Annotated in this window: 24 protein-coding genes; 10 read left to right on the forward strand and 14 right to left on the reverse strand. The window is 40.1% G+C overall.

All coding sequences use genetic code 11. From position 1 onward, the window contains the following. Positions 1-23 precede the first annotated feature (23 nt). From hisS to rlmN, 5 genes are all read right to left on the reverse strand, one after another. Entirely contained in the window at positions 24-1,298 is a 1,275-nt protein-coding gene (gene hisS, locus AAEY94_RS01455; protein ID WP_350976730.1) for a histidine--tRNA ligase, read from the reverse strand. A 95-nt stretch (positions 1,299-1,393) separates the two neighbouring features. Further along, positions 1,394-2,509: a flavodoxin-dependent (E)-4-hydroxy-3-methylbut-2-enyl-diphosphate synthase gene (ispG, locus tag AAEY94_RS01460; RefSeq protein WP_350976733.1), complete on the reverse strand. Its 1,116-nt coding sequence runs from the start codon at positions 2,507-2,509 to the stop codon at positions 1,394-1,396. Positions 2,510-2,540: 31 nt separating this feature from the next. Next, the gene (locus AAEY94_RS01465) at positions 2,541-3,518 is read right to left on the reverse strand and encodes a RodZ domain-containing protein (protein WP_101085520.1); all 978 of its coding nucleotides are present in this window, start codon (positions 3,516-3,518) and stop codon (positions 2,541-2,543) included. Beyond that, complete coding sequence (gene pilW, locus AAEY94_RS01470; protein ID WP_101085522.1) at positions 3,518-4,303, reverse strand: type IV pilus biogenesis/stability protein PilW; 786 nt, start codon at positions 4,301-4,303, stop codon at positions 3,518-3,520. Before pilW ends, AAEY94_RS01465 begins: the two co-directional genes overlap by 1 nt. Before the next feature lie 31 nt (positions 4,304-4,334). After that, positions 4,335-5,456: a dual-specificity RNA methyltransferase RlmN gene (gene rlmN / locus AAEY94_RS01475; protein WP_011636587.1), complete on the reverse strand. Its 1,122-nt coding sequence runs from the start codon at positions 5,454-5,456 to the stop codon at positions 4,335-4,337. 147 nt (positions 5,457-5,603) lie between these two features. Here rlmN and AAEY94_RS01480 point away from each other — a divergent pair, with 147 nt between their 5' ends. The 4 genes from AAEY94_RS01480 to AAEY94_RS01495 all read left to right on the forward strand — a co-directional run bounded on the left by AAEY94_RS01480 (position 5,604) and on the right by AAEY94_RS01495 (position 9,703). Further along, positions 5,604-6,653: a CNNM domain-containing protein gene (locus AAEY94_RS01480; RefSeq protein WP_162024297.1), complete on the forward strand. Its 1,050-nt coding sequence runs from the start codon at positions 5,604-5,606 to the stop codon at positions 6,651-6,653. A gap of 221 nt (positions 6,654-6,874) precedes the next feature. Continuing rightward, a complete protein-coding gene (locus tag AAEY94_RS01485; RefSeq protein WP_101085525.1) occupies positions 6,875-8,611 on the forward strand; it encodes a bifunctional metallophosphatase/5'-nucleotidase in 1,737 nt (578 codons plus the stop codon). Positions 8,612-8,785: 174 nt separating this feature from the next. Beyond that, a complete protein-coding gene (locus tag AAEY94_RS01490) occupies positions 8,786-9,088 on the forward strand; it encodes a hypothetical protein (RefSeq protein ID WP_059747853.1) in 303 nt (100 codons plus the stop codon). Between the two features lie 57 nt (positions 9,089-9,145). Further along, positions 9,146-9,703 (forward strand): GNAT family N-acetyltransferase, encoded by a 558-nt coding sequence (locus AAEY94_RS01495; RefSeq protein ID WP_350976739.1) that lies wholly within the window; start codon positions 9,146-9,148, stop codon positions 9,701-9,703. Positions 9,704-9,929: 226 nt separating this feature from the next. On the opposite strand, the gene AAEY94_RS01500 is transcribed toward AAEY94_RS01495, so the two are convergent. Next, entirely contained in the window at positions 9,930-10,142 is a 213-nt protein-coding gene (locus tag AAEY94_RS01500) for a DUF3820 family protein (RefSeq protein WP_041413444.1), read from the reverse strand. A 747-nt stretch (positions 10,143-10,889) separates the two neighbouring features. Here AAEY94_RS01500 and AAEY94_RS01505 point away from each other — a divergent pair. From AAEY94_RS01505 to AAEY94_RS01520, 4 genes are all read left to right on the forward strand, one after another. Beyond that, the gene (locus AAEY94_RS01505; RefSeq protein WP_162022602.1) at positions 10,890-11,636 is read left to right on the forward strand and encodes an AAA family ATPase; all 747 of its coding nucleotides are present in this window, start codon (positions 10,890-10,892) and stop codon (positions 11,634-11,636) included. Then, positions 11,596-11,982, forward strand: a complete 387-nt coding sequence (locus tag AAEY94_RS01510) for a hypothetical protein (protein ID WP_350976744.1) — start codon at positions 11,596-11,598, stop codon at positions 11,980-11,982. The genes AAEY94_RS01505 and AAEY94_RS01510 overlap by 41 nt, the downstream gene beginning before the upstream one ends. Positions 11,983-12,378: 396 nt before the next feature. Beyond that, the gene (locus AAEY94_RS01515; protein WP_162022600.1) at positions 12,379-13,203 is read left to right on the forward strand and encodes a M90 family metallopeptidase; all 825 of its coding nucleotides are present in this window, start codon (positions 12,379-12,381) and stop codon (positions 13,201-13,203) included. Between the two features lie 82 nt (positions 13,204-13,285). Next, positions 13,286-13,891 carry a nuclear transport factor 2 family protein gene (locus tag AAEY94_RS01520; RefSeq protein WP_101085535.1) on the forward strand — a complete coding sequence of 202 codons (606 nt, stop codon included), beginning with the start codon at positions 13,286-13,288 and terminating at the stop codon, positions 13,889-13,891. A 145-nt stretch (positions 13,892-14,036) separates the two neighbouring features. On the opposite strand, the gene AAEY94_RS01525 is transcribed toward AAEY94_RS01520, so the two are convergent. From AAEY94_RS01525 to AAEY94_RS01550, 6 genes are all read right to left on the reverse strand, one after another. Continuing rightward, positions 14,037-15,491, reverse strand: coding sequence for an HDOD domain-containing protein (locus AAEY94_RS01525; RefSeq protein WP_162024296.1), 1,455 nt, complete (start codon positions 15,489-15,491; stop codon positions 14,037-14,039). Between the two features lie 523 nt (positions 15,492-16,014). Next, complete coding sequence (gene aceA / locus AAEY94_RS01530; RefSeq protein ID WP_192114485.1) at positions 16,015-17,331, reverse strand: isocitrate lyase; 1,317 nt, start codon at positions 17,329-17,331, stop codon at positions 16,015-16,017. 90 nt (positions 17,332-17,421) lie between these two features. After that, complete coding sequence (gene aceB, locus AAEY94_RS01535; protein WP_350976748.1) at positions 17,422-19,074, reverse strand: malate synthase A; 1,653 nt, start codon at positions 19,072-19,074, stop codon at positions 17,422-17,424. 1,331 nt (positions 19,075-20,405) lie between these two features. After that, positions 20,406-22,151 (reverse strand): GGDEF domain-containing protein, encoded by a 1,746-nt coding sequence (locus AAEY94_RS01540; protein ID WP_350976751.1) that lies wholly within the window; start codon positions 22,149-22,151, stop codon positions 20,406-20,408. Between the two features lie 7 nt (positions 22,152-22,158). After that, the gene (locus AAEY94_RS01545; protein ID WP_101085543.1) at positions 22,159-22,371 is read right to left on the reverse strand and encodes a hypothetical protein; all 213 of its coding nucleotides are present in this window, start codon (positions 22,369-22,371) and stop codon (positions 22,159-22,161) included. A gap of 313 nt (positions 22,372-22,684) precedes the next feature. Further along, positions 22,685-23,521, reverse strand: coding sequence for an SAM-dependent methyltransferase (locus tag AAEY94_RS01550; protein ID WP_350976754.1), 837 nt, complete (start codon positions 23,519-23,521; stop codon positions 22,685-22,687). Positions 23,522-23,839: 318 nt separating this feature from the next. Between AAEY94_RS01550 and AAEY94_RS01555 the strand changes: the two genes are divergently transcribed. Further along, on the forward strand, positions 23,840-24,349 hold the full coding sequence (locus AAEY94_RS01555; RefSeq protein ID WP_101085547.1) for an outer membrane protein assembly factor BamE: 510 nt from the start codon (positions 23,840-23,842) through the stop codon (positions 24,347-24,349). Between the two features lie 115 nt (positions 24,350-24,464). Here the strand turns inward: AAEY94_RS01555 and AAEY94_RS01560 are convergent, their stop codons facing one another. Next, positions 24,465-24,800 carry an RnfH family protein gene (locus tag AAEY94_RS01560; RefSeq protein ID WP_101085549.1) on the reverse strand — a complete coding sequence of 112 codons (336 nt, stop codon included), beginning with the start codon at positions 24,798-24,800 and terminating at the stop codon, positions 24,465-24,467. Beyond that, positions 24,793-25,227 carry an SRPBCC family protein gene (locus AAEY94_RS01565; protein ID WP_162022595.1) on the reverse strand — a complete coding sequence of 145 codons (435 nt, stop codon included), beginning with the start codon at positions 25,225-25,227 and terminating at the stop codon, positions 24,793-24,795. Before AAEY94_RS01565 ends, AAEY94_RS01560 begins: the two co-directional genes overlap by 8 nt. A 252-nt stretch (positions 25,228-25,479) precedes the next feature. Here AAEY94_RS01565 and smpB point away from each other — a divergent pair, with 252 nt between their 5' ends. Then, positions 25,480-25,968 carry an SsrA-binding protein SmpB gene (gene smpB / locus AAEY94_RS01570; RefSeq protein ID WP_011636568.1) on the forward strand — a complete coding sequence of 163 codons (489 nt, stop codon included), beginning with the start codon at positions 25,480-25,482 and terminating at the stop codon, positions 25,966-25,968. Positions 25,969-26,113 lie beyond the last annotated feature (145 nt).

Raw genomic sequence — 26,113 nt, forward strand, 5'->3', positions numbered from 1 at the left:
CACTTCCCCTTTAAAATCTGTTCTTAAATCAGTTCTGCAATTTTAGCTACGAGTTCACTACGCGTAACCAATTGTTGTTCATCGTTTGTTCTTAGCGGTTTAATAGCGACTTGGCTATTAGCCATTTCGTTTTCACCAATAATTAACGCAAACTGAGCACCACTTTTATCGGCACGTTTCATTTGCTTTTTAAAGTTGCCACCACCGCAATGGCTCATGACTTTAAGTGTTGGTAACTGTTGACGCAACTCTTGAGCCACTTTAATGGCTTCAACGACGCAATTTTCACCCATTGCAGTGACATAAACGTCAACTTCTGGGGCAATATCACTGGTTAACTCAAGTGTTTCAAGCAATAGTACAATACGCTCAAGGCCCATTGCAAAACCAACAGCTGGGGTATCTTTACCACCAAGTTGGCCGACTAAGCCGTCGTAGCGCCCACCCGCCAATACTGTACCTTGAGAGCCCAGACTAGTGGTAACCCATTCAAATACAGTGCGGTTATAATAATCTAAACCACGGACTAAACGCGGATTAATGGTGTATTGGATACCAACAGCGTCTAAGAGTTCACATAAAGTTGAAAAATGTGTCTTGGTCTCTTCACCAAGATAGTCCATCAATGCGGGAGCATCAGCTAAAAGGGTCTGCACTTGCTGATCTTTACTGTCTAGCACTCGCAATGGATTGGAATACATGCGACGTTGACTATCTTCATCTAACTTGTCTTTGTGCTGCTCTAAGAATGCAATTAAGGCATCACGGTAAGCTGCACGTTCAGCCGGATCGCCTAAAGTATTAAGCTCAAGTGCCACGTGTTCTTTAATGCCTAACAAGTCCCATAAACGGGCAGATAACATTAATACTTCAGCATCAATATCGGCGCTAGCAATGCCGTAAACTTCAACGCCAAACTGGTGGAATTGACGGTAACGACCTTTTTGCGGGCGCTCATGACGAAACATGGGTCCCATATACCATAAACGTTGTTCTTGATTGTAAAGCAGACCATGTTCGTTACCCGCACGCACTGTTGAGGCTGTGCCTTCAGGGCGTAAGGTTAAGCTGTCACTGTTACGATCTTCAAAGGTGTACATTTCCTTTTCAACAATATCGGTCACTTCACCAATAGAGCGTTTAAAAAGATCGGTACTTTCTACAATAGGTGTACGAATTTCACTGTAACCAAATGCACTAACTGATGAGCGCAATACAGCTTCGACTTTTTGCCATAAAGGACTTTGAGTAGGCAGAATATCATTCATTCCACGAATAGCTTGGATTTGCTTTGCCACTGTTAACGTGTCCACTTCTTGATTAGCTTGCGCTAATAAAATGTAAATATACCCTCAACATCGACAACTCTTGGTTGCCATGCACAGGATTAAGATTATTCAGTTTTATCGATTATCGCGATGCGATTAGCCATCATGCTGGCTTTAGCGCGGATTTTTGCTTCTAAACAATCGACAATATTTTTATTGTCAAAGCGCTCTTTTTGACGCACTCCGTCATCATAATAACCGCTCTTAGCATGGCCGCCAGTTAAGCCGATATCAGCCACTAACGCTTCACCTGGACCGTTGACTACGCAACCAATAATAGACACATCCATTGCAGTGGTAATGTCCTCAAGACGACGTTCGAGTTCATTGACGGTACTAATCACATCAAACTCTTGGCGCGAACAAGAAGGACAAGCAATAAAGTTAATGCCACGGCTACGAATACGTAGCGACTTTAAAATATCAAAACCAACTTTAATTTCTTCAACCGGATCGGCCGCTAACGAAATACGTAAAGTATCACCAATGCCTTCAGCTAATAACATGCCTAAACCGACAGCTGATTTAACTGAACCCGCACGCATCCCACCGGCTTCGGTAATACCTAAATGTAACGGTTGACGAATTTGTTTAGCCAGCAGACGGTATGATGCGACAGCCAGGAATACATCTGACGCTTTAACGCTGACTTTAAATTGATCAAAATTCAAACGGTCCAAAATATCCACATGACGCATCGCTGATTCAAATAATGCTTCAGGCGTTGGTTCACGATATTTGTCCATTAAGTCTTTTTCAAGCGAGCCACCATTCACTCCGATACGGATGGGAATGTTTTTATCGCGGGCGCACTCAACCACACTGCGAATGCGTTCTTCATTACCAATATTACCTGGGTTAATACGCAGGCAATCTGCACCGTATTCGGCCACTTTAAGCGCGATACGATAATCGAAATGAATATCGGCCACTAATGGCACATTGACAGACTGTTTGATAATTTTAAAGGCTTCAGCATCATCCATTGTCGGTACTGAAATACGTACAATATCAGCGCCCACTTTTTCTAATGCTAGAATTTGCGCCACGGTGGCCGCAACATCGGTAGTTTTAGTATTCGTCATCGATTGAACAGCAATCGGTGCACCATCACCAATAGGGACATTGCCCACATAGATACGTGTTGATGGTCTGCGAATAATTGGGGATTCGTTATACATGCAAATATGCTCTACTGCTGTTGCTAAAGCATTATGACGCTTTAGGCAGGGTTAATCTTGCAACTCGACCGTTGGCAAACTCAGCTAAACTGACATTATTGCCATCGAGGCTGATGCTGGCTACTTGAGGAGCACCCAGAATCACTTTAAAAGGTTTTATTCCACGAACTTCAATTCGTTGTGCCGAATTCTTCACGCCATCAACCATCACTTTGCCGTTTGCATCAGTCACGTTAACCCAGCAATCACCGGTAAGCTCAATGGTTAACACACTTTCGCCACTGGCTAAACTGGTGTCGGTTGTTGATGAAGATTCAGTACTAGCAGTTGTAACGCTGCTGCTAGCCGCTAATTGTTGTGCAGTACTGGCTGCATCTTGTGCCGTTTGAATCAGCTTATCTTCGGCTTCTATTGCTGCCTTGTTAGCCGAATCTGTTGCACTATCATTGCCTTCGTTACCTACATCATTAGCAGTAGATTGCACTGAGCCACTTCGAATGATCTGTTGCGGTTCAGGCATGTTGCTTTCAGCAGCAATCTCTTCAACGGTAGGCTGCGATAAATCAACATTGGTTAGTAACGATGATTTCTGTACCCACCACAACACTAACATGGCAATCAATACGGCAACGATAAGATAAGTCACTAAATTAAGACGACTATTACGAGCTTGATGAGTCGTTTTACGTGAAAAACTTTGCATTGCAGGCGCAACAATTTCAGGCAACTGATGGCTTAAGCATTGTTGAATTTGGTTAATGTCAGCACTCACAACACGGGCATAATTTTTAATATAACCTCTAACATATGTGGTGGAGGCAATATTAACAAAAATGTCATTTTCAAGATCATTGATAATCTTGGGACGTAAATGCAATTGGGTTGCTACGGTCTCAATTGAGAGTCCCTTTGCTTCGCGAGCCGCTTTTAAAATGGCGCCAGCAGTAACAACATCCTTTAACAATGACGTTTCTTCTACGTCTTGTTCTACTTCGAATTCTTTAGTCATTAATTCAAGTTAGCTCTATAATTTTTGGCTTGTGGAGATGCAGGAAACTTGGCAATAAGTAAAATGCCAAATCGTTTTACGGCTTCTATATCATTCGCCGCCCGCTCAATCTTAATCCCTAAGGCTAAACTTTCTGCTGATTCGCTAGCAACTCGATGGTATCTTGCGAGTTGTTCGCGCGCATTGCCGTAGTCAGCATCTTCCATGGCTAACTCGGTTAATTCTAATAACGTTACTTTACGTCTTTGATCATACTTTAACGCCATATTAAAATACTGTCGCGCTTTTTCTTTATCACCGGCTTTACGGCTGCATACGCCTAAGTTTTCATAACTCGATGCGGTACGGGTATATTTAGGTGTTTCAATCGCCGCAAGAAACATTTTCTCAGACTCAACAAAATTATTTTGCTGACACAAAAACACCCCAAAGTTATTCCGTGCATCACCAGTAACATCACTCAAGCTAATGGCTTTTTTATATGACTCTTCTGTTCGCTCTATATCACCAACTGTTTGATAATAATAAGCCATTGCCATATGAACTTCACTGATATTCGGTGCATATTCAACAGCTTTATTTAAATTGTACTTGGCTTGTTCACTATTTCCACGATTTAGATAAGTTAACCCAAGTTGCATTCGTTCTCTAGCGGCCCCCTGCTTATCAAACCGACGCTCTGCTACAGGGGTATCAGTACCACTGTAAGTACGCTCAGTAACACAAGCAGTGACGGACAAAGCCACTAAAGTAATCAGAACAACCTTTTGCATTCCGTGCTTCATTTATAAGCCTATTATCTATGCAAACAACGAGTTATTCCATTGTGACTGAAATCTGATTCTGTTGCATTTGTTTTTTTGCTAAACGCTTTGTTCTATCACGAATATCGCCAGCTAGTTGGCCACAAGCAGCATCAATATCATCACCACGAGTTTTACGAACAATCACTGTTAGGCCGTGTTCCATCAACACTTTAGAAAAACGATCTATGCGTGAGTTAGAAGAACGACCGTAAGGAGAACCAGGGTATGGGTTAAACGGAATTAAGTTAATCTTACATGGAGTATCTTTCATTAGAATTGCAAGTTCATGCGCTTGGTCTGTGCTGTCATTAATATGATCAAGCATGACATATTCAACCGTCACGCGGCCGCGATTTGCATTAGACTTTTCTAAATAACGACGAATACCCGCTAAAAATTCTTGTAATGGATATTTTTTATTAACTGGAACCAACACATCGCGCAGTTCATCATTTGGTGCGTGAATACTTACCGCTAATGCGACATCAATGGCGTCACCTAATTTATCAAGTGCAGGTACTACACCAGAGGTTGATAACGTCACTCGACGTTTAGATAAACTAAAGCCAAAATCATCCAGCATAATATCCATCGCAGGGATCACGTTAGCAAGGTTCAGCAAAGGCTCACCCATCCCCATCATCACTACGTTAGAAATTGGTCGATCGCCAGTGTCTTTATGGAAACCTAAAAATTGCGATACACGCCAAACTTGGCCAATAATTTCAGATACCGTTAAATTACGGTTAAAACCTTGTTGGCCCGTTGAGCAAAAGGTACATTCTAAAGCGCAGCCGACTTGTGACGATACACACAAGGTCGCGCGGTCTTCTTCAGGAATATATACGGTTTCAACTTCTTGGCCTTGGCCAACATTGATAGCAAATTTAATAGTGCCATCATTCGACTTTTGAAAACTCGCAATTTCAGGCGCAACAATTTCACACTTCGCGGCAAGTTTGGTACGCAACACTTTGTTTATGTTGTTCATTTCTTCAAAGTCAGTAACACCAAAGTGATAAACCCACTTCATTAACTGATCGGCACGAAACGGTTTTTCGCCCATCTCACTGAACAACGCCCGTAGTCCTTTACGATCAAGATCTAATAAATTGATTTTCTTTACACTCATTCGCCTAACCTCAAAACACCAAAACCTGTAACAGGGCGGCGAATTATACAGTTAGCATCACGTTTTAGCCAGTATATCTGCATCTAGTGATATGTTAGTATTACTGCAGGCTATATGGCCTTCTACGAGGAAGTTTTTACTCACACTATGTTAACCCTTTTATTGATTGTTTCTTTTGCTATTTTGATTTCCTTTTTGTGTAGTATTTTTGAAGCAGTTCTCTTATCTGTCACTCCAAGTTATATCGCAACCCTAAAAGAAACTAACCCCTTTATTGCTGCGCAGCTCGATAAGCAAAAGCAAAATATTGACTCTCCTTTAGTGTCTATCCTAACGCTAAATACCATCTCACATACCATGGGTGCTTCTATTGCTGGCGCACAGGCGGCTATTGTGTTTGGTAGTCAAATGCTTGGGGTATTCTCTGCTGTTCTAACTTTTTTAATTTTGTTCCTCTCAGAAATCATACCTAAAACATTAGGGGCTAATCATTGGCGTAAATTGGCGCCATCGGTATCGGTATGCCTATTCTGGATGGAAAAAATGACCATGCCTTTAATTTGGATGTCTCAAAAAGTCACCAATCTGTTAGGCAAAGGTAATAACGGTCAATACATTCGTCAAGAGCTCGGCGCGATGAGTAAAATGGGTAAAGACAGTGGTGAGTTAAGTGAACAAGAATCACAAATTTTAACCCAAATGTTATCGATGAAAGACATGCACGTCAGCGACATCATGACCCCCAGAACGGTAATATTTAAATTATCGACTCACATCACTCATGCGCAATTTATCGACCAATATTTGTCGAGCCCGTTTACTCGTTTTCCGATTTACCAAGGTGACCGAGATAATGTGATTGGTTATGTCAATCGTAATGACATTATCCTTCAGTCTCGCCAAGCACCAGATACCGAAATTGGCACTCATTTAAAAACGTTACTTGTAGTCCCCTCTTCCGTAAGAGTATTGCCACTGTTTCAATTAATGATAAAACGTAATGCTAAAATGGCATTAGTGGTTGATGAATATGGCTCAAGTGAAGGGATAGTGACAATTGAAGATATCATCGAAACCTTAATTGGTTTAGAAATCGTTGATTCAAAGGATTTAGCTCCCAACATGCAAGCTCTGGCGCGTAAGCTGTGGCAACGACGAATCAAGAATAAAGGTTTAGTTATATACGATGATAATTAACTTGGTTAATTAAGCCACTTGCGCACGGATACATAATCAAAAAATCAATTATTAACATTCTGTTGGTCGCATTTTTTAATACAAACTGTATTGGCTATATCCAGCCAACTAGTACCATCATTTCCGTTGTTTGAGCTGCAATATAAAGATCACAACAACGCGCAGTGATGACATGTTTAGCTAAATTAGTATAAGATGGTGACATTATATTGAGGAAAAAAATGTCACATATTTATCGTTTATCTATAGCTCATATTAATGACACTCATTCTAACTTCGAACCTAGTCCAGTCCAGTTTAGCCTGACAGCCCAGCAACGCACTTATACACTTGAAGGCCATTCAGGTGGCTATGCGCGTTTAGGTTACCAAATTGAACAAACAAGGCAGCAAGCCGCAGCCGAGCAAACTCCATTTCTATTTTTACATGGCGGCGATAGCTTTCAGGGCACTTTATATTTTAGAGAGTTTCAAGGTGCCGCCAATGCACACCTTCTTAACTTACTCAAACCTGATGCCATGGTGTTGGGTAATCACGAAATCGATGCAGGTAATAGCCCTGTGCAGGCCTTTTTAAACCGTATCGACTTTCCGGTATTAGCCGGAAATATGGATTTAAGCGCAGAAGATAGGCAGAAAACAGGTCGATTATACGGCCACCCGATGTTGTACGACTTTGATGACAGTACCGGGACAGCAAAAGTATTGATAAAGCCATTTCACGATATTCAAATGGCTATTATTGGTATTACCTTAGATCAAATGCATTTAATTGCTAGGCCGGATCCCGATACCCACTTTGTTAATGCTATCGACACTACCCGTAAAACAGTTCAAAAACTGAAACAGCAAGGCATTAATCATATTATTGTACTAAGCCACCTAGGTTTAGACCAAGACCAAGAACTTGCTGCCTGTGTCGACGGCATAAGTCTAATTGTCGGCGGACATTCTCATACTCTCCAAGGTAATATGAGCAACATTGGCTTAAGCGATATTCCTTACGCAGAAACCATAAACTCAACGCCTATTTTGCATGCCGGAAAATATGCAGAAACGCTGGGTATTGCCCAAATCAATTTTGATTCAAATGGCAAAGTAACCGAACTTATCGGTAATAACTATTTTATGCTTGATGACAATATTCATGTCAGCACCAAAGACGGACAGCCTGCCGATAGTGCTATTGCCGCAGATTTAATCGAGCAGTTGTTCAATCACCCAAGCATAAAAGACGCTAAGCATGATGATGCTATTCATCAGGTGATTCACAGCCAATACCGCCCATCATTAGATGCGCTAGAAAACCAAATACTGGCTCATATACCTCGAAACTTTGTCCACACTAGGTTGCCCAGCAAACAGCTGCCTCATGGCAGTGAAATAGCCCCTTGGGTGAGTCGTAGCATGTATAAAGCGGCTAAATACATTGAGCCAAATATCGATTTTGCACTCCATAATGCGGGAGGTGTAAGGCAATCACTCAATAAAGGGCAATTATCACTTGCCGATGTTATTGGCCGCATTTTGCCATTCGAATTACCCCTAACCTTGTATCAAATTATGGGTAAACATATTATTGAAGCTTTAGAATCGTCCATCAATAGCGCTACCAATAATGGTATTGTCGGCACAGGTGCGGGCAGTTTCCCCTACCCCTATGGATTACGCTACTTCTATGATGGTAAGCGAGTTAAAGGCCAGCGGATCACTCAAATTGATATCTACAAGCAGGATCAATGGCAAACTCTTGAATCTAATAAGTTGTATATTGGCGTATCAAGTTCTTATACCGCAGCGGGTAAGGAAGGTTATGATGCGTTATTGCATGCCCACTGGCAGCAACCGATGAGCAATCAAACGCTGCCAGAAGCCTTTATCGATTTTGTTAGTCAACATGGCCATCTCATTACGGGACAACTGTTTACAAATGTACATTACATTAGCCATCGCGATTAAACGGCAACTTCATATATTTAGAAGACAATACCTAAAAGAAACCACCTAACAGCAGATAGAAGACAATAATTCGCGGTAGATCACAGACCATAATGAGCAGAGATGGTTAAATAGTTCAAAGGTTGAATTAATATCCTCATTAATTATCATTTTTGGCAAAATAGGAATACATACATGAAAGCTAAATTAATTGCATTTGCTGCCGCTGCCACTTTGGCTATGGGTGTTTCTTCTGTATGGGCACAAGGTGCTTTGCATCAAGGCGAAGTACTCGACACCATGAATGGTGGCGGTTATACCTACGTTCAACTAAAAGAAGCTGACAAAACATATTGGGCTGCGGGTCCGCAAACTGAAGTGGCTAAAGGCGATAAGGTAGAAGTGTCGGAACAAATGTGGATGAGCGACTTTAAAAGCTCAAGCCTAAACAGAACCTTTGATAAAATCATGTTTGTTGGCAATATTAATAAAAAATAGTACGTTTTATCGTAAAAAACTTACATAATTGGCCAATCTTATCGATTGGTCTTTTTTATGAAAAACTCAATAAATCAACCTCATCAAATCGTTGATTTTTCTGCATCCTATGCAACTCAAATAAGTGAATTATACCATACGGCTGTACAAGGCATTATTCATCCAAGATACCCGACCTTAAAACTCAATGCGTGGTCATCAGTGCCCCGTTCGGCCAAATTTTGGCAACTACGATACAAACGAAATAAAGCCTGGTTAGCACTTGATAACCAACAGGTCATTGGTTTTATTAGTCTAGAAACTCATTTTAAACACCAGGGGTATATTGACTGCTTATATGTTCACCCCGACTATCAGCAGCAAGGCATCGCCCGCGCACTCTATAAACACTTACAACATTGGGCTCTTCAGCAACCATATCCTTATCTCAGTGTTGATGCGTCATACTTATCTAAACCGTTGTTTGAAGCTATGGGATTTGTTTTGCAACAAACAAGCTATCAACAAAAGTGTGGCCAAACGTTTACCGGCTTTTACATGAAAAAACGGTTAATAGACTCGCTACTAGGGCAGGACTTAGTCCTGCGAGAACGCTATAAAAGCGATAAAAAGTGATAAAAAACGATAACGAGCGTTAAAGCCTAGGTGCTAGGACGCTTCGCGGCTAGATTCTATAACAGCGGTAGAGCTAGGACGATAACGAGCGAACGCTTCGACCGCTTTATTTAGCAGCGTAGCGATCTAGCAGGACGCAGTCCGCGCTAGCCTCTAGGCTCTAGGCTGTTACGTTCGTTATCGCTTGTCATCGCTTGTTACCAGCCTCATCGCTTACTACCTAGCTTCACCGCTTTAACAGAGGTTGTAGCATTTCTTCCAATCCGTTGAGCTTCACTTCATACATTAATGCTAGTTGCTCACCAAGTTTGCCTTCAGGAAAACCTTTAGAGTGAAACCAAACCAAATAAGGTTCTGGTAACTGCAGTAATTTACGACCAGCATATTTACCAAATGGCATGGTTTGATTAATCGCTTCTAACAATTGCTGCTCATTCATCACTTATGGCTCCACGCCTTTGTTTATCGATTAGGTTAATGTAATACCGATTACATTAACTATTTTATCAGTTCAAAGCCTTTATCAAAACTGCTTTAAGTTAAGCAAAGTGAACTGACAATGCACGCGATTGACATTACGGGCCATCCAAAAAGTACAACGAGTGAAATGCACAATGATTGATACTGGGTTAATTAATGAGAGGTTAGCGGCTCATTAATCAACCAACCCTGAGTAAACTCATGCTGAATGAATCGTCGCCTCTATTCAAACTCACCCCAGGCTCAGTTCAAAAGCGATTGTAACTGACTATATCGGACAATAATAAGACCACTGGTTAGCGTAAAATAACCGATTGAATCAAATTTAAGCTTAAAATAACTCGTTTTGCTGCATCCCTAAAATATATCAATTAGCTATATCAAAATAGATTTATAGTCATTTAAAGCATATGAAACACGTATTCATATTTTATATGCATTGAAAACACCTCATAAAACAACGATGTTATTTGCACATAACAGCTGCAAGTCATTATTAAATTTAACCTTTCACTAACATTGGCGGATGCAAACCTTTGCTGTCAATTTTCTGCCTTTATGGTCAAAACAGTCAAATTATCGCCTCAAAGACATTAATAAAAAACCGTCAAAAATCAGCTAATTGACTAAATCTATAACCATTATTACAGTGTAGTATCAATTACATTTAACGGTGTAAGTTAGTCATATTGAGAGGGCAACATCCATGATCATATTAGTTGGTGGTGAAAAAGGGGGGAGTGGTAAAAGCTGCCTTGCGCAAAATATTGCAGTCTTCCTAACCAATGAAGTTCAAGCCAGCGTGATTATGGTCGACTGCGATCCGCAAAGAACCACATCAGACTGGATCCAAGCTCGGAACAACAACCCAAAACTGCCGGCCATTAACTGCGTGCAGCTGTATGGCAAAATTCGTAATGACTTGCTCAGCTTAGAGCAACATTATGACTATGTTATTGTCGATTGTGGTGGCCAAGATAATCTAGCGCTTAGAGCAACCATGTCAGTTGCATCCTATGTATTAATGCCATTGCGCCCAAAACGACGAGATTTAAAAACCGTCAGCCATATGGACGATATCGTCTCAACTTGTTTGATGATAAACCCAAAAATGAAAGCATCATTTGTGATCACTCAATGCCCAAGTTTACCGAACCAGGCAAGCAGAATTACTGAAGCAAAAGATGTCTGTCGTACCTATGACATTAATGTATTAGATGCCGTTAACTACAGTCGCAATATTTACGACGACAGTGAAGAATCTGGCTTATCAGTATTTGAGTTAGAACCCCAAGGTAAAGCTGCAGAAGAAATGCGCAGTATTGCCTGTGAATTACTCGACATTACTGATGCAAAGCAACTCATTGAACAGCGCAATACTGCATCGAACGTGACCACGATGAGAGGAAATTATGGGACTAGCCGATCTCAAGAAAAACGCTTCGTTATGTAAAAGCACCAATAACATTGCAGTATCAATTGATGACTTTATTGCAGCAGCCGATTTATATGCTGCTGGTCAAGACCGTCCTCAACATGAGGAAAAGCAAACGCTAATGACAAGCGATGCAAGTAAGCAAAACAATATAATCGATTTTTTACAACGAAAATATCCACAGCATGTAGAGCCAATAAAATCGGTCAATAAAAGTAAACAGCAACCTTTTAGACGTTGTACCTATACCTTAAGTGAAACGGCAATAAGCCAGCTCGCATTACTCAGTCAGCAGGGAGGAATAGCAAAATCAAAACTTATCAGGCAGTTGATTTCACAATATTTTAGTCTATCTCCACAATAACAAAAACGGTTAGATGTTAGCTTTACAGACCAATAGTTAATTTTGCAGACAAATAGTTAATTGAACATAAATTTAACCAAACACAACGACGACCACTTTATCCCCGCCCTTTCACTGGCAGTAAATATGAGACTAATATTTGCTAGCCAGTGCTTTTATTTAACCAAAATCCCAACCTACACGTTAAGCAAACTACGTTATCACTTATGGCTCCCATTGCTATTTAGTTTTTCCTAAAGCTTGAATTTGCTAACAAACTGCCCCATTAAATACTCATGGAATTAAACAGCGACTAGCGAATGAATTAAATGAGTCATGCTAAAAATTGCAAGCTCAGATAATACATAAGCTTAAAATAACAATCTTAACGCCCTCTTCGACTACCAGGACACTTCTATGATCGCGATTGTAATATTACTCGTTATATCAATAACAGCTGTGGCATGGATTGTCAGTAGCCAATGGCGCCTCAACCGTCAACGTAGCATTGTCGCCAGCAAACCATTTCCCACTCAATGGCGTCATATATTAAAAAAGCGTTTTCCTTATTTCAAAGCCATGCCGACGGATTTGCAACTTCAACTCAAAAAGCATATTCAGATATTTATTGATGAGAAACAATTTATCGGTTGTGACGGATTCGAAATCAATGACGAAGTAAAAGTGACGATTGCAGCCCAAGCGTGTTTATTATTACTCAACCGTAAAACTGACTATTACCCAAAACTTAAACAAATCTTAGTCTATCCAAGCGCATTTATCGTTGAGAAAAACCGCACGGATCTCGCAGGGGTACAATCAAGCCAACGCAATGTGTTGCTGGGAGAATCTTGGGAATATGGCAAAGTCGTATTGTCATGGAACAGCACTATAGAAGGCGCTGCCGATCCGTTTGATGGTAGCAATGTTGTTATACACGAATTCGCTCACCAGCTTGATCAAGAAGATGGAACAGCTAATGGTGCACCACCACTGCGCGATATCACTTCATATCGTTCATGGTCTAGCACATTGGGGCAAGAATTTAAGCAACTTCAGTATTGCGCTCAACACCATATCCCGTCATTATTTAACTATTACGGCGCGACCAATCCGGCGGAGTTTTTTGCAGTGATAAGTGAAACGTTTTTTGAACGACCCGTGGAGTTTTACCAACAGCATCAACAATTGTATAAAGAATTGAGCCAGTTTTATCAGCTAGATCCAATAAATTGGCATTAAAAAAGTATTAAAAAAGTATTAAAAAAGTATTAAAAAAGTATTAAAACACATAATAATAATTTACTAGGTTAACAGGAATACTATGCAATCAATCATTCACCGACTCGGTTTTATTGCCGTGTTAATGACGACAGTGGCAGCCTTCGATCTACACGCAAGTGAAGCCGAAGAATCAACACTTGAACAGAGCCAAACTGAGCCTAAAAACAAACAAGTTAGTCAGCAAGTGAGCTCCGAAAGTGAAGCTGTTATAAAAGACATTAGCCAAAAAAATGAGTTAATTGATAGCCAAGGCTTATCAGAAAAAGACAACCAAGAAGTCAGCGCCTTGCTAAATTTATTACATGAAAGTGCAGCTGCTGCTGACTGGACCACTTATTTTAGCCTTTATCATCCACAAGCGGTGTTTATTGGTACCGATGATTCAGAGCGTTGGAATATGGTTGAATTTGAGCATTATGCCAAACCCACTAAAGGCTGGCGTTATGATTTAAAGTCACGTCACTTGTTACAAATTGACGATACCATTGTATTTGACGAGCAGCTCTATAGCCCGGCGTATGGCATCAGTCGGGGTACTGGTGCGTTGGTACAAACTTCTGAAGGATGGAAGATAGCGCAATATCATTTGAGTTTTCCAATTCCAAACGATAAAGCCAAACGTATTACCAGCTTAATTATGCAATAGCCATTAAACAATATGGTGGCCATTGTCGAGTATGATGACCGCCATAATAGTGAATAGTTAACGCTTCACTATTCACTATTCACTATTCACTATTCACTAGACACTAGACAGATTGTAGCGAATTGGAAACTATTCAATAGCCACCTTATGTCATCGACACCCCAAAACACACGTTAGCGAGTTCACTAAAGTGAGTAAAACTGTCGAAATCCTCTTGCTCAAAACAACGTCCAGATCCCTGCCTATCCGCATAAAATAATCCCAACACTTTATGGCCAACAAAGAGTGGTGCTAATAAAAAGCCATTTTGAGAAAAGCGTTCAACTAGCACATCATCAATTTGTACTTTGCATTCTTTACTGGTGGGAGCATTGACCCACACACTCTTTTTTTGCCCAATACATTGAGTGAAAACCGATCGAGGATCGTCTAGTTCAATCACAAAGGCTTGTTTCAACAATTCAGCGCCATCCCCCATCATCACCCTAGGTTGTAATAATTTACGGCTTGGAGAGAGTAACAGTACACCACAACGGTCTAGGCCAACTCCGGTTAACATCCCTTCTAATGTGGTTTGCATTATTTGATTAAAATCAGTTTTAACCACTGCATAGTGGGTTAATTGTCTCAATTTACTTAACTGATAACCTTGATTGGTTAGCCGAATTTCAGTGGGCTCAACAGGAGAGTCGACATGTTCTAATACGTCTGCGGTATTCGGTAAATAAGACACTATGGCTTTGGCACCATATTCAATGGCTAATTTATGGGTTATTTTACTGCAATCGATAAATTTTTCAGTAAATTCATCCACACTGATGTCTAGCATTTCTGCGGCTTGAGATAGGCGCTTATGCAGTTCTTCAGGGTTAACTTTAGGCTGCGACACAATTTCTGATAACTTATCGGCTAAAAAAATACAACGGATCTCAGGCATGCGCTCATCGGGTTGTGCTAAAGACTTAATCAGCACTTCACCTAAGCCCCAGCTTCTGGCAATACTTTGGGTCAGCTGGGTAAAAGAGGTGCCTAGTTCAGCTCGAATCAATGAGTTTTGTTCAATTTTATTGTCAATGGCTAACAGCTTATTATCAAGCTGTTCGGTCAATTCACCGCCCATACTCCAAAAAGCGCTTTCGCCTATTCGATACAATAACGAGGCAATAAACACCTCTTCACGTAGCGATTCTCCACGGTCGCTCATCATCATTCTGGCGAGCATCGCCGCTTGAAAAGATTGCGCCATCAGTTTTAATAAACGTTGATAGACACCTTCACTCAGGTGCTTATTTTCAAGTAAACTGGTGAGTAGTTTTGCGGTAATGCATATGTTGCGGATAGTATCAAAACCTAATACTACCGCTGCACGGCTAACGGTCGAAACAGGATTAATACCTTTATTGTAAGTGGCGCTGTTTGCCACTCGTAAAATACGCGAGGTGAGTGCATTGTCGTGCATGACACTTCGACCTAACAAAGATAACGAAGACACATCGTCTTTTGCCAACTTTTCTAAATCACGCACAGTTGAACATAATGCAGGCATTTCTTGATCACTAATCCGCTTGGTCCAGTAATCAGCCCCTTTTTGCTGAGTCATCGCCTTCAAAAATTAACCTAAATATAACAAACATTGTTTTCAGTATACTCAATTTCATCACAGTGTCTTGTAGATATTGCTATTCACTCAAGCTAGCTCACGTATCAAAGCAAAACAACAATACTCATATCCTAGCGCCTACTGGTTGATGAATTAATCTCGCTGATGCTAGTACAACAAGTAAGCGACATGTTACATCGCTATTACATCACTTTATTCAGGAATATCGATTTTTGAGCAAGTGTGGTTCGAAATAAATGGGATTCATCTGGGCGCAAAAGTGACATCTACATAAACGATAAATATTGGGCAAAAAAAAACGGCTCACAAGAGCCGCAATCACAATAGTGTGGTTGGAAAAAACTTACGGGTAGGAAGTATCCAAACAATCAGGTTTAACAACTAAGCATTCGCTTATAAACCATCATATGAGGATAAAAATCCCGTACGACCTGTAGGTGAGCCGCACGGGGTTACAACAGTCACAAAGTGACCAAACTTGTAAAACGGTTGGGACTAACGATTAAAACTGTTCTTCTTCAGTAGAGCCCGTTAGCGCTGTTACTGACGATTTACCGCCTTGAATACACGTTGTCACTTGATCAAAGTAACCTGTACCCACTTCTTGCTGGTGCGATACGAAGGTATAACCTTTCTTAGCAGCAGCAAATTCAAGCTCTTGTACTTTTTCAACATAATGCTTCATGCCTTCACCACGTGCATAGTCATAGGCTAAATCGAACATGTTGTACCACATGTTATGAATGCCTGCTAACGTGATGAACTGGTACTTGTAGCCCATGTTAGACAACTCTTGCTGGAACTTAGCAATAGTGACGTCATCTAAATTCTTCTTCCAGTTGAACGAAGGTGAACAGTTATAAGCAAGTAGTTGATCTGGGTACTGTGCATGAATGGCATCAGCAAATTTCTTCGCTTCTTCAAGACAAGGTTTAGCTGTTTCACACCAAATTAAATCAGCATAAGGAGCATAAGCAAGACCACGTGAAATAGCTTGGTCTAAACCAGCTCTAACGCGGTAAAAACCTTCGTTAGTACGTTCACCAGTAACAAACTCACGGTCATATTCATCACAATCTGAAGTCATCAAATCTGCAGCATTGGCATCAGTGCGTGCAATAACCAAGGTATCAACACCACTAACATCTGCCGCTAAACGTGCAGCAACTAACTTTTGCACCGCTTCTTGAGTTGGCACTAAAACTTTACCGCCCATGTGACCACACTTCTTAACAGACGCTAATTGGTCTTCAAAGTGAACACCTGCAGCACCAGCATCAATCATCGACTTCATTAGTTCAAATGCATTCAATACACCACCAAAACCGGCTTCTGCATCAGCAACAATAGGTAGGAAATAGTCAGTGTAATTGTCATCACCAGGATTTACTTCTTTGCCCCATTGAATTTGGTCAGCACGGCGAAATGAGTTATTAATACGGCTCACAACAGCAGGTACTGAGTTTGCTGGGTAAAGTGATTGATCTGGATACATAGTGCCCGCTAAGTTAGCGTCAGCAGCTACCTGCCAGCCTGATAAGTAAATAGCTTCAATACCCGCTTTTGCTTGTTGTACTGCTTGACCACCAGTAAGTGCGCCCAGTGAGTTTACGTAGCCTTTTTTAGCGCCGCCGTTAACCAGTTCCCACAATTTTGCAGCACCCATTTTAGCAATGGTATTTTCTGGCACAACAGAGCCACGTAATGCAACAACTTCTTCAGCAGTAAAAGGACGCTTAACCGATTTCCAACGTGGATTTTCAGCCCAATCTTTCTTAATTACATCAACCTGTTGCTGACGAGTAAGTTGTGTAGTCATAGTGTCGCTCCTTACTGTATGAGGGTGGTAAAGTGAATCATTCAACTTTGCCTAATTCAGTAGTGTTGTAATTAATATCGTTATCCGACATTACGCCGTTAACAGTTCATATCCTGGTAATGTTAAGAAATCGACTAGCTCATCAGAGGTAGTAATTTGTTCAAATAATGCTGCCGCTTTGGCGAACTCACCTGCTTTAAAGCGCTCTGCACCAAGTTCCTCTTTCACGTTGGCCATTTCTTCTTTCAACATGTCTTTAAACAATGCTTTAGTGACCAGTTTGCCGTTGGATAAACTTTTACCATGCTGGATCCATTGCCAAATAGAAGTGCGCGATATTTCAGCCGTGGCAGCATCTTCCATCAAACCGTAAATCGGTACGCAACCATTGCCCTGGATCCACGCTTCGATGTACTGCAACGCAATACGAATGTTCAAACGCATGCCTGCTTCAGTTCGCTCGCCTTGACAAGGCTCAAGTAACTCGCTGGCTAAAATGGGTGCATCGACATCACGAGTAATGTGTAATTGATTGGTTCTATCGCCACCGATGTAATCATTGAAAATTTTCATTGCGGTGTCGGCTAAACCAGGATGTGCGACCCAAGTACCGTCATGGCCATTGCGAGCCTCTAACTCTTTATCGCCACGCACTTTTTGCAGTACCAGTTCGTTAGTCGCTTCATCTTTAGCAGGAATAAATGCTGCCATACCGCCCATGGCCAGTGCGCCACGTTTATGGCAAGTTTTTATCAATAGACGTGAATAAGCACTTAAAAATTTAGTATCCATCGTTACCGCTTGACGGTCGGGTAGTACACGGTCCGGATAGTTCTTTAAGGTTTTGATGTAGCTGAAGATATAATCCCAACGACCACAATTCAGCGCGACAATGTTTGAACGAAGTTCATAAAGAATCTCCTCCATTTCAAATACCGCAGGTAATGTTTCAATTAAACAAGTACATTTAATCGTGCCAGGCTGTAAGCAAAAACGCTCTTCTACAAAGGCAAACATTTTTGCCCACCAACGCGCTTCCACATGGCTTTCTAACTTAGGAATATAAAAGTAAGGTCCAGATTTTTTAGCTAAAAGTTGACGATAATTATGGTAAAAGTACATAGCAAAATCGACTAACCCACCAGGAATAGGTTTGCCTTTGTATTCAATGTGCTTTTCAATAAGATGCAAACCACGTACACGAGCAATTAACACTGCAGGATCAGGGTTTAACGAATAATGCTTACCGGTTTCAGGAACGGTTAGTTCAATATCGCCACGAACGGCATCACGAAGGTTAATTTGTCCTTCGACAATTTTTTGCCAACTCGGTGCTAATGAATCCTCAAAGTCGGCCATAAACACTTTTACATTGGCGTTTAAAGCATTGATGATCATTTTACGGTCAACGGGGCCAGTAATTTCAACACGTCTGTCGGTGAGATCATCAGGCATGCCACGGATAGTCCAATCACCATCACGTATTGCACGAGTTTCAGGTAAAAAATCAGGCAACTCACCATTATCAATACGAGCTTGTTTTTGTTTACGCTTAGCTAATAGCTCAGGTACTTCATCAACAAACTTTGCACATAACGAATCAAGGAAAGCCACAGCGCCAGAGTTAAAAACGTCTTCTTGGCCGTTGACAGTGGGACCAATAAACGTGAGATCGGTTTTAATCGAATCATCAGCATTTGCTGTGGACTTACTGTATTGAGCTACTAATTGTTCTGCCGTCATAATAATGGCTCCCTAAATGCTGTCTGTTTTGATATCGGTTGTCATGCTTCACTGTAGTGACGTTATCTACTGTCTACTTATCACGCTTATCTATACCAACTCATCGGCGTATATATTCGCGTTCAAATAAACCATTTCTAATAACATTTAACTGAAGCTGACTGTTTACCAAAAACTTTCAAATGTCTGTTTCGTACTAAAAACTAACCAAAAACGTTTGTAATTGCAACAGTCTTCACTTTACCAAAACGACTTAAAAATCAGTGTTACAGATCACATAAAATGGTCTTACCAACCGAGAAAAATACACTTAAACACATGATATTAAACGCAATAATAAAATATAGCTTATACTTTAAATTGGCCATCTGAAATTCATCTTACCAATTGACCAGCAAATGATAGTGGCAAAATAGCTTGTAATATTATTACTTTATGTAAAATTATATTTACTAAACTTTAGTCTATGCCATTGAATTAAACAATTTTGTAACGTTTCTAGCTTACCTACACGTAACAAGGTTTTAATCTTTAAAAACAGATAGTTAAAACTAGGTAATTAATCACTAAATTTAAACAACTGTTTTAAATTTACGTTTACGTAAACGGAATAAAATAAGCCGCCGCAACGGCTTAAAATGTGAGTTACGTCACCCGATCAACAAGCTCAAGTAGATTGGTTTTATTTAAATAAAATTCAATTTTTTTAAAAATAATTGAAAGAACTTCATAAATGGGGCAATAGAGAACCAAAATGGTGCCGCAACAAGTAACAAACGGTGATCTGCTCTGGGCGGAATATGCCAATAATAACCAAGCTTCGCTCACAGTATGTTAATTGTCGTTTATTGATAAATAGTTAATGATTCAGCTCTAGCTCAAATAGAGTGGCCAACAAGGTAACGCAAACGGTGATGAGTGTATGGAGTTAACACATGTTGTAAGTGACAAATGAGACGAACATAGCGTTAGCATTTGTGGCGGAGGATTTTACCTTGAAGCTATTTGGTGCAGACCATAAATGCATAATATTAACTCAGAATAAACGATGGGGTTGCGCGATAAAAAGAGATTGTTTCAAATCTGCACTATCCAACTTACTCGTTGCTCGACTAACAAGGCGCACTTATAGCGTGTCTGTGATAAATTAATAGCGCAAATTACGCTGATAAAAAAGCTTTGATTAACTTTCCTTGTCCAGTGCACTGTAACGTTCACAACTGCCGTAGTGTCAGCGTTTAGCTGCTATCACAAGCTGGTTTAGCATATGTTGATTTACTTTACTCAAGGTAATACACGGGAGGGATATACAGTCAGCTAGAGGGTTATCGTTATTTGATGGCGTCGTTATAACAGATGACGCAATTTCGACCGTTATGTTTAGCCTTATAAAGCGCTAAATCGGCACGGCGAATTAACGGGTCGAGGCTTAGGTCATCCTTATCGACGCTACTCACACCACAACTCACTGTGACAGTAAAATCGTGCCCTGAGAAACGGGTGTTAATATTGGCAACGGCATGGCGAACCTGTTCGGCAAATTCAACCGCGATATCTTCAGTTTGCTTTGGCATAAAAATAGCAAACTCTTCCCCACCCATTCGGGTAAATATATGGGTCGGCTTTAACATTTCACCAATCACATGAGTGACCTTTTTTAATACCCAATCGCCCGTAGCATGACCATATTGATCATTAATATTTTTAAATAAGTCTAAATCCATCAACAGCACAGAAAATGACTCGCCAAGCATTTGAGCTTGAATAAATTCATTTTCTGCCATTTCTTGCCCTGTACGGCGATTAAAGATACCTGTTAATCCATCTCGCTGCGCTTGCTTCATAAATTGATTACGCTGCATCCAAGCAGATATTAATAACAATAATAAACCAACAGAAAGCCCAACTAATAATGTTGAAAACATAATCGATGAACTTTTCTCTTTCATGAATAAATCTTTTTGTTTCATCAAAAGTTCATGGTCTTGAATTAAGCTGGTATTCTCACGATTTTTTTCAACGCTATCAAAGCGGGCCATTTGGTAGGCATTTTCTTTTACTTTCTGTTCATCAAGTAATTGCTGACCAAGTGCAGAAGCAACAACTTGATATTGGTATGCTTTATCGAACTGACCACGTTTACCCGCAATTAAAGACAGTATTTCGCTAACACGTTTTTTTACCTGCATATTACTGGGCTTATTGGGTAAAGCATTAACTAACTGCGCAAACATATCGGCTTGTTGATAATCACCCAGATGGAAATATATCGAGCTCAAATAAGACTGTATTTCGTTAATCTCAATTTGAAATTTAAACTTCTGGTAGCGCTCTAAAGCCACTAGATAAAATGGTTCTGCTTCAGCATATAAGCCCTTATCAAACAAAACATTACCTTGCCCCTTAATTGACATAATCTCAATCAATGGAAAACCATGATTTTTACAATAAAGTTGAGTGTCTTTAAAGAACGTCTCGGCTTGATCAAAGTGGGCTAGCTTTAAATGAGCAACTGAGTGATATAACATCGAAAAACATTCACTTTTTGGGTCTTTACCTTGGTTTAAACTCAGTGCTAATTGCGCGATACGTAGCATTTCCTCATAAGCATTAAGCTGTAAATACACATTCATCAAGCGAATATAGGACATTATTTTGATACTTTGATCTTGATAACTGTCGATACGAGAAAGGTTATCCTCTAAAAGAGCAAAAGCTTTTTGATAATTACTCAAGCCGATATTTGCAGTGATTTTCAATAAATAAATATTGGTGAGTTCTTCACCAAGTGGTCCGTATGTCAGTGCTTCATCGAAAGCTTTATCTGCTTCGACAAAATGACCTAAATAAAGATCTTTTGTACCTAGCAACATATACAGACGGCTATGCTGTGGTGAGGTGAGTAACGATTCAGAGGATAACGCGGTATCAATCTTTTCAATGGCATAACCAATATCAGTCTTCAAAGATTGTTCAATAGTGTCGAGTTCTTTATCATAATCGATGTTGTCAGCTATCGCCGCGCGGCTAAAAAGCAACACGATGATAATAAAAAAATACATCAATATTTGAGGCAAAAAATAATTACTCTGTCGGATTACTTATAATCATATACATGGCCATTTCTTTATCACCAGACAACTGGCTAACACGTGCTTTATCTCCTGACATCACAGCTTCAATCTCTTCTTGTGTTAATCCATTTGATTTCATTACACCACGTGGATCAAGCTTATATGCTTCCAATAAAGCGGCGTCCGTTCCAAGCTTAGTAAAAAATGTATTCATGTTAGACATATCGTAACCTTATATTCTAGATTATATTTGTAATTAGCGACTTAAATTTACATCTATGTGATTATCATTTGTAACAACTTTAACTTTACTGGGTCGTTCCGTCGACAAAAAACGTCGTAACCAATTGTTTTATCGAAAATCTCTACACAAAATTACCCATTAACATCTTTTTATCAATAAAAACTGTATCAATTTCGCTAAGATTGAATCATTTACATCCAATAATCACCATTAATAGCTTGTCGATAAAAGTACGGCGGTTTAAAGCATACTATTACTTTATTACCTCATTTGTGAACAGCCATAAAAATACTTAGCCAATATCTGCTTCGGCGATACCTAATTTGGCTAACATCTCATGGTTAAGCGTCATTGGACGCGCAGGAGGAATTAACAATGTGCTAATCGTCGTTAGTTTAGCCTCTGGCAATACATATAACGGCATGCGCTCTATAACAGGTGATTGAAATGGCAAATTTGCTGCTTCATATATAATCACTTCATGATTCAGCGGATACCACTGATTTAAGTGTTCAACCAAAATCTGTAATTTATCTTTAGTGCTACTAAATTGAGTTAAGGTATGTTCACCCGCAAGAGCAATCTGCCAAAGTAAAAGATGCGTTGTAGGATCCGGAACATGGTGATAAAGCATGAACTGAGTCGCTTCAAAGCTTTGATGACCACTATTGCCTGGGTCAATGCCTAAATCAGCCCACAAACAAGCTTCAGCTGAAATACCCGGTAACATGCTAGCGTCCAAACCTTCACTGCGGGCCTGTTTAATCGACCAATGCGCTACGCAAGAAAATACCCCAGGATGGCCATATAAGGCACATACAACTAACTTGCCTAAGCGAACTTCGTCTAAGATAGCGTCAACCATTTCGGCATAAGTATCACGACGATTTTTTACCTCATCGTGTTGAGCATAATAAGGTTGAAGCGAGCGAACATCAGAATTAAGCGACATTAACCAACGTTCAGAAAAACCATCGGGCACTAACGAAAAGACCACATCAGCATGCTCTATATAACTTAAACTTAATGCACCTATTTGCCCTGCAAGCTGTAATCCCGTGCCAACACAAACAAGGTTACCTTTCTTTGCACTGGTTAATGTTGCTATCGGTGATTGTTGTCTCGTCATCGTGGTTTCTTATTTTGAAATAATTACAACGCTAAATAAAAGCATAAAATAAAATTATCAGTAACTTATGCATTAATAGCACTTGACATTATTAAAGGTTAACTAGGGCATCTAAATCATAAATTGAGCAACATCCTACCAACATTTTTTGTACAATGTTAAATAAAAATGAAAATTTACTCCAAATTTATTTATCGAAGAAAATGGAACTTCAACCGCTAAATTGACTCAAAACCACAACATCTTCTAATAGACCCTTGTCAGCATAGGGACTGCTTGGGTATGATGACCGACAGAATTTAGGAAGTAGCGCAGACAATGATAAACAAAAAACAAAGTCTTACCCTTGTAAGCGCAGTAGCGCTTTCATTATCTCTTAGCGGATGCAGTGTGTTTGATTGGTTGATTTACAAGCCAGATGTGCCACAAGGCAACTACATGGAAACACAGCAAGTTGAAAAACTTCGTGTCGACATGACTAAAGAGCAAGCAGAATATATTTTAGGTCGTCCAGTATTGCGCGACAGCTTCTCCGATGACACTTGGTATTATGTGTACCATTTTAAAAGTGGACGAGATGCTAGCATTACTCATAAAGAGTTGATCATTCACTTTAATGGCGACAAGATTTCAAGTGTTGCTGGTGATTATGACCTAAGTGCAGAATTTAATACTCCACTTGATGAAAGCTCGCTGCCGTCAGTTAACGAACAGGATCTTAAGCCTTTATTACCAGAAGTTCGTCCAGATGCGAAACCTTTAGTTGAAGAGCTACGTCCTGCGTTAAAAAACCAGGCCGAAAATGATAATGATAATGCACCAACATAAGCCACACGATAACATGTGATTTATGCCAATAAAAAAGCAGGACCTCTAACGAGAGTCCTGCTTTTTTATTATATAACCACCTAAAAACTTAATCCATCACCTTACTGGTGGTAAGTTAATTGACTTTAGCACCGGTGATTTTATTAATACGACCTTCGTCTTTGGCTTTTTCGGCACGCTTACGACGAACATCTTTAGGATCTGCAATTAACGGGCGATATATTTCAACACGTTGCCCAGGAACGAGTACCTCATCATGTTTGGCCTGGCGACTAAACACCCCAAGCTTAACCTCTTCAAGGTTAATCTCCGGAAAAAATTTAACAATATCACTTTGCTTAACGGCTTCAATGAATGTAGTGCCTGGTGACACCATCACCGAAATAATTTTCTGCTGTTTTGGCAATGCATAAATAACATCTACCGAGAACTTTTCTGTTTCATTAATCACGATAAATCACCTTTGCCCTGTCAGTAAATGCCATTACCATCGACGACATCAAATCTTTAAACACTTTGCCAAAAGCCATATCAACCAGCATGTTTGAAAATTCGAAGTCTAAATCAAATTCAACTTTACAGGCATCTTCGGTAAGCTCAGTAAATTTCCACAAGCCATGCATATACTTAAACGGGCCATTTTCCAATTCAAGTGAAATCGATTTAGCTTGGATCACTTGATTGCGGGTGGTAAATGTTTTACTGATCCCCGCCTTACTAACATCAACCGACGCCACCATGGTTTGACCATCAAACTCAAGCACCTTACCACCGACACATCCCGGTAGAAAAGCATGATACGATTCAACATCATTGACTAAATCATACATCTGTAAGGCACTAAATCTAACCAGCATACTTTTGGAAATCTTGGGCATCTGACATCACTATCGTTAATACAATAGTGCGATTTTATCACGTTAAATAAAAAAGGCATCTCCGAGAGCGTTAAATCACGTTGGAAATAACACAATCACCAAGAAACTGGGTATAATCGTTGAAATATCAAAAATCTCCCCCATATCTATTAGTTAATAGTATTAGCATAATAGAGTTTATCAAATGGGCTCACTGCGGGTTGTCCAGCACCATCCTTCAGGTCAATAACGGCAATCAGAACGGTAATAATAATGGTAAAAAAGAAATCAGCAAACGCCTCAGCGAGCATCGCACGCAATAAACGCGCGACCTTTGAATACCGCATAGAAGACAAAATCGAAGCGGGATTACAACTTATGGGCTGGGAAGTTAAGTCCATTCGCATGGGTAAAGTAAATTTATCTGATTGTTATGTCTATATTAAAGAGGGTGAAGCCTTTATGCATGGTTGTACTATTCAACCACTTAATACCGCTTCAACCCATGTAATATGCGATCCAATCAGAACCAAAAAACTGCTATTAAAGCGCAGTGAAATTGACAAACTTGCCGGCCTAATTGAACGTCAAGGCTACACCCTGGTACCATTATCAATGTACTGGCGCAAAGGTGCTTGGGTAAAAGTCGAAATTGGCTTAGGTAAAGGTAAAAAAGATCACGATAAACGTGAAGATACCAAAGAACGTGAGTGGAAAATTGAAAAAGCTCGCGTAATGAAAAAAGACAAAGAAAACGCTTAATCTCGTTAGTAGGCCACTGAAATGATTAAAATTGATAAGTTGTTATTGAACATAGGCCTATAACGAACAGATAGTGAACAAACGATTATATTTTGTTAATGGATACTAGGTATTCATCTAACAAAGCGTTATAGTTAACTCAATT

Source organism: Shewanella sp. AC34-MNA-CIBAN-0136, assembly GCF_040309945.1.
GTDB lineage: Bacteria > Pseudomonadota > Gammaproteobacteria > Enterobacterales > Shewanellaceae > Shewanella.